The sequence below is a fragment of the Sneathiella sp. genome, assembly GCF_036844445.1.
Taxonomy (GTDB): Bacteria; Pseudomonadota; Alphaproteobacteria; order Sneathiellales; family Sneathiellaceae; genus Sneathiella.
Genome location: NZ_DAIUFV010000012.1, coordinates 1 through 4,999, shown reverse-complemented (window position 1 = coordinate 4,999; position 4,999 = coordinate 1). Strand labels below are relative to the sequence as shown.

The window sequence follows — 4,999 nt, the reverse complement described above, 5'->3', positions numbered from 1 at the left end:
CGGTGTTGCCCGCGCGGCAGGCTCCGCCGCCGCATCGCCTCTGAAACGGACGGCCTCGAAAGCAGCGGAAAGCGTCAAATCCAGCTTCTCCGATGGCGCGCGCGCCGGGCTCGGCGTCACCGGTGGATCGTCCTCGCAGGGAACCATTGGCGGTGCGAGCGTGGCCGACGCTGCCGGACCCGCCTCCGCGGGCGGCCCGCCTGCATGGGCGCAGCAGATGCACCGCCGCCAGGCGCTCAATCACGGCACGACCATGGCCGCCCATGCCGTCCGCTCCGGTGACAGCCACGGCGGCGGCTCTTCCGTCAACATCTCCGAAAGTGACCGCTCATGAACATCTTCAGACGTCCAGCGACCCATTACGGCAAATCGCCCGAACCCGAGACGCCTTACCAGAAAGCCGCACAAGTCTGGGACGAGCGCATCGGCTCGGCTCGCGTGCAGGCCAAGAACTGGCGCTATATGGCCTTCGGCTCGCTGATCCTCTCGGCGGGCTTCGCTGCCGCGCTCGTTCTGCAATCGGCGCGAGGGACCGTCGTGCCCTGGGTGGTGCAGGTCGATAATCTCGGCCAAGCCCAGACCGTCGCCGCAGCCACCGCCGATTACCGTCCGACCGATCCGCAGATCGCCTTCCATCTTGGCCGTTTCATCGAGCAGACGCGCTCGATCCCGGCGGATGCCATCATCGTGCGCCAGAACTGGCTGCGCGCCTATGAGTTCACCACGGATAGGGGAGCGGCCGCGCTCAACGACTATGCCCGCGCCAATGATCCGTTCACCCGTGTCGGCCGCCAGCAGATCGCAGTCGAGGTTTCCAGCGTCATCCGCGCCTCGAACGACAGCTTCCGAGTCGCCTGGACCGAGCGCCACTACGAGAACGGGCAGCTTTCCACGACCGAGCGCTGGACCGCGATCCTGACCATCGTGATCCAGACGCCGCGCGATGCCGAGCGTCTGCGCGCCAATCCGCTCGGCATCTACGTCAATGCAATTTCATGGTCGCGGGAGATGAGCCAATGACCATCGCGTTTTCCCGCAATTCCGCCTTGTCGGTTTTCCGTAAACCCGCCTTCGCGGCTTTGTTGCTTTCGGCCACCATGCTGGCAGGCTGCGCCACCAACAAAGCGCCGCAGTTCAGCTATGATGCCGATGTGCCAGCGTTGCCCGTCGTGCCGACCGCTGTCACCGATGACCGGCCTCGGCCGCTTCACACGCCGCCGGCCTGGACGGTCGCACGCGGCGGAACTGCTGCCGGAACACCGGCAGGCCGCGTCGAGAACGCCAATGCCGCCGCCCGCGTCGAGCCGCGCCGCGAGGGTTACTATAACGCCATCCAGATCTATCCCTGGTCGGAAGGCGCGCTCTATCAGGTCTATGCTGCACCTGGGCAGATCACCAATATCGCGCTGGAGCCGGGCGAAAGCCTGACCGGCGCGGGACCGATTGCGGCGGGAGACACCGCTCGCTGGATCATTGGCGATACCGAGAGCGGGAGCGGTACGTCGCGCCGGGTCCATATTCTCGTCAAACCATCCCGATCCGACATCTCAACCAATCTCGTGGTGACGACCGATCGGCGCACCTACATGATCGAGTTGCGCGCCCGCGAGGCGCTCTATATGCCGTCCGTGTCCTGGTCATATCCTGCGCTGCCTGCCGGTCAGCGCCAGACCGTTCCCGCAGCACCCATCATCCCGGTCGAGGCGGCACGCAACTATCGTTACGGCCTGACCGGAGATACGCCGCCATGGCGACCGATTTCCGTCTTCGACGATGGTCGCCGTGTCTATGTCGTTTTTCCGCGCGGCATCGTGCAGGGAGAGATGCCGCCGATCTTCGTCATCGGTTCCGAGGGCGAGACCCAGATCGTCAATTCCCGTGTTCACCAGAACATCTTGATCGTCGATCGGCTGTTCGGAGCGGCTGAGCTGCGTCTTGGTAGCGGCAAGCAGCAGCAGACGGTCAGGATCGTTCGCATCGAGCAAAGGCAAGCTGCCCAGCCCGCCAAAACCGGGGAGCAATCGTCATGAGTGAAGAGGCTACCACCAACCCAACGCCGATGCGTCTGCGTGCCGAGCCGCCGCGCGTCACGCGCTTGTCGCGCAAGATGCTGGCCGGTGCCGGGGCTGTTGCGCTCCTCGGCATCGGCGGGGCGCTGATCTATGCGCTCCAGACGCGCGACATGAGCGGAAACGGTGAAGAACTCTATTCGACCGAGAATCGCGCCACGGCAGATGGACTGGCGGGTCTGCCGAAGGATTATACCGGGCCGGTCCTGGGGCCGGCATTGCCGGGCGATCTCGGTGGCCCGATCCTGGATGCCCAGAACCGGGGTCAGCCGGTCACGCCGCCCGCCATGGCGACGCCTGCCCGCGATCCTGCCGAAGAGCGCCGGCTTGCCGAAGAAGAAGCTGCGCGTCTCAGTACAGTGTTCTTCCAGTCCGGGCCAAGAGTGGCGACGACGCCTGGCTCCAATATGCCGGGCCTTGCTGGCCTTGACCTTGGTAGCCAGCCCGCAACACAGGACCGTCACACGGCATTTCTGAATGGGCCGGTGGAACGGCAGACCGTTGCCATGGATCGGATCATGGCGCCAGCCTCGCCCTACATCCTTCAGGCAGGGGCCGTAATCCCGGCGGCGATGATTACCGGCATCCGCTCGGACCTTCCCGGCCAGATCACCGCGCAGGTCACGGAAAATGTCTATGACAGCCCGACCGGCAGCCTGCTCCTGATCCCGCAGGGAACGCGCATCATCGGTCAGTATGACGCCGGTGTGCAGTTCGGTCAGCGCCGCGTGCTGCTGGTCTGGAACCGCCTGATTCTGCCCAACGGCCGCTCCATCGTGCTGGAGCGCCAGCCCGGTGCGGACGCTTCCGGTTATGCCGGGCTGGAAGATGGCGTTGACTACCACTGGTGGGATCTGATGAAGGCGGCGGGGCTGTCCACGTTGCTTGGCATCGGCACGGAACTGGCGACCGACGACGAGGATCGTCTGATCCGCGCCATCCGCGACGGAGCGCAGGATACCATCAATCAGGCCGGGCAACAGATCGTCCAGCGCCAGTTGCAGGTCGCGCCGACCCTGACGATCCGGCCGGGCTACCCGGTCAGGGTCATCGTTACCCGCGATCTCGTACTCGAACCTTACAGGAGCTGACCATGACGAAGCTGAAACTCGGCCCCCTCATCGAAGACAAGCCCGTGAAGGTGACGGTGGAACTGCCGGGGCCGCTGCACCGCGATCTTGTCGCCTATGCCGAAGTGCTGGCTCGCGAAACCGGCCAGCCCGCTGCCGATCCTGTCAGGCTGATTGTGCCGATGCTGGAGCGGTTCATTGCGACAGATCGGGGCTTTGCCAGCGCCCGAAGGTCTCGCTCATGAGGTGCCGAGCGAGTCATGGCGCGTCGCGGCGATGATTTCCATCAACGTATCGACGGCCTTTCGTGTCGCATCCCATTTGGTGGTCTGATCCATTTCCCGGTTCTGAAGGGTGAGGCTCACCGCGCCGTGTACCGTTGACCAGAACATGAAGCTGTAACGGCTCAGATCCATGCCGGGCAAAAAGCCTTGGTTCTGAGAGCAGCGAAGTCCCGTCAGCAATAGATTTAGTATCTGTCTTCCAGCTTCGCCCGACCATGGATCATCGCTGACTCCGAGCCGTGGCGGCGGTGTGAACATCAGCCGGTACAGCGTGGGGTTTTCCAACGCAAAGCGGACATAGGCATAGCTGCCGTCACGCAAATAGCCGAATGGATTGCCACGCATCTGCTGGAAGACGGCCAGCTTTTCCCTGTAGAGCTGGTTGAAACCTTCGTCCCGAACGGCGCGCAGCAAGGCGCTCTTGTTGCGGAAATGGCCGTAAAGCGCTGGCGCTGTGCAACCGATGGCGTGCGCGACCGCAGTCAGCGGTACGTCGAGGTCGCCACGTTCTGACAGCAGCCGGATCGTTTCGTCGATCGCGCGACGAGCAATATCAAGTTCTTGCTCTTTCCGGGGACGGGCCATTCGGATGCCTGTTGCAACTTGTCGTGAAAACTAAACGACATTTACTTTTTTCGTTGACGGGCCGGAAGTCAAGAAGCAGCATTCGATAACTGAACGTCGTTTAGTTTGAAGATGTGCGGAGAGCCGATGAACGCACACAGATCGATTTTCGCGTTGATGATGGCGGGGTGCCCGTCAGAAACCGAACGCTGTTTCGGATGATGCACCATGGCTGTGACCGGGAACAATCAGACCTCGCCTGATGATAGCCTCACGAAGGCCGTTGAGGGGAAACCCGGTGCATCTGCGGTCCGGCTGAACCAGTTGCGATATTTTGTTGCCGCCGTCGATCATGGGAGTTTTCGCAAGGCTGCTGCCGCGCTTTCGGTGCAGGAATCCTCCATCAGCCGACGAATCCGTGATCTCGAAGATGAACTCGGGGCGTCGCTTTTTATGCGACATGCTGGCGGGGTGCGGTTGACCGTTGCCGGGCGGGAATTCCTGCGCAACGCTCGCCATGCTCTTCGCCAGATCGATATCGGGGTGACAAAGGTGGCAGCGGTTGGCCGGGCGGAGCAAGGGCTGATCAAGGTCGGGATATTCTCGTCCCTCGCATCCGGTTTTCTGTTCGATTTGCTTCGAGATTATGGGTCACGCCATCCGAAGGTGCAGGTCGACATTATTGATGGAAATTCGCCCGAGCATGTCGCCGCTGTCCGCAAGCTTTATCTGGACGTCGCATTCATCACGGGAACGACAGCATGGGACGGATGCGAGACGGAGCATATGTGGTGCGAAAAGGTTTACGTGGTGCTGCCTGATGAACATCCGTTGGCGGGCAAGCCCGAACTTGGATGGGCCGATTTGGCTTCCGAGCGGTTCATCGTGAGCGATGTCGCGCCGGGACAAGAGATCCACGACTATTTGGTCGCTCACCTTGCTGGTCTCGGCCGCCACCTCGATATTCAGTCTCAGCAGGTCGGCCGCGACAATATCCTATCTCTGGTCGCTC

General features: G+C 62.5%; 6 protein-coding genes and 1 pseudogene. 6 read left to right on the top strand and 1 reads right to left on the bottom strand.

Annotated elements, in window-relative coordinates:
- From V7Z56_RS15640 to V7Z56_RS15620, 5 genes and pseudogenes are all read left to right on the top strand, one after another.
- Positions 1-334: pseudogene (locus tag V7Z56_RS15640) on the top strand (P-type conjugative transfer protein TrbL); the annotation flags it as partial.
- A complete protein-coding gene (trbF, locus tag V7Z56_RS15635) occupies positions 331-1,020 on the top strand; it encodes a conjugal transfer protein TrbF (protein WP_020818572.1) in 690 nt (229 codons plus the stop codon). The pseudogene V7Z56_RS15640 and the gene trbF, both read left to right, overlap by 4 nt.
- Positions 1,017-2,030 (top strand): P-type conjugative transfer protein TrbG, encoded by a 1,014-nt coding sequence (gene trbG, locus V7Z56_RS15630; RefSeq protein WP_020818573.1) that lies wholly within the window; start codon positions 1,017-1,019, stop codon positions 2,028-2,030. The genes trbF and trbG overlap by 4 nt, the downstream gene beginning before the upstream one ends.
- Positions 2,027-3,160: a TrbI/VirB10 family protein gene (locus V7Z56_RS15625; protein WP_025161152.1), complete on the top strand. Its 1,134-nt coding sequence runs from the start codon at positions 2,027-2,029 to the stop codon at positions 3,158-3,160. Before trbG ends, V7Z56_RS15625 begins: the two co-directional genes overlap by 4 nt.
- 2 nt (positions 3,161-3,162) lie before the next feature.
- A complete protein-coding gene (locus V7Z56_RS15620; protein WP_020818575.1) occupies positions 3,163-3,384 on the top strand; it encodes a DUF2274 domain-containing protein in 222 nt (73 codons plus the stop codon).
- Here V7Z56_RS15620 and V7Z56_RS15615 read toward each other — a convergent pair.
- Complete coding sequence (locus V7Z56_RS15615; RefSeq protein WP_020818576.1) at positions 3,379-4,008, bottom strand: TetR/AcrR family transcriptional regulator; 630 nt, start codon at positions 4,006-4,008, stop codon at positions 3,379-3,381. The genes V7Z56_RS15620 and V7Z56_RS15615 overlap by 6 nt on opposite strands.
- Before the next feature lie 207 nt (positions 4,009-4,215).
- On the opposite strand from V7Z56_RS15615, the gene V7Z56_RS15610 reads away from it, so the two are divergent.
- Positions 4,216-4,999 (top strand): LysR family transcriptional regulator (locus tag V7Z56_RS15610; protein ID WP_334130500.1); only part of this gene is annotated, 784 nt, incomplete at its 3' end.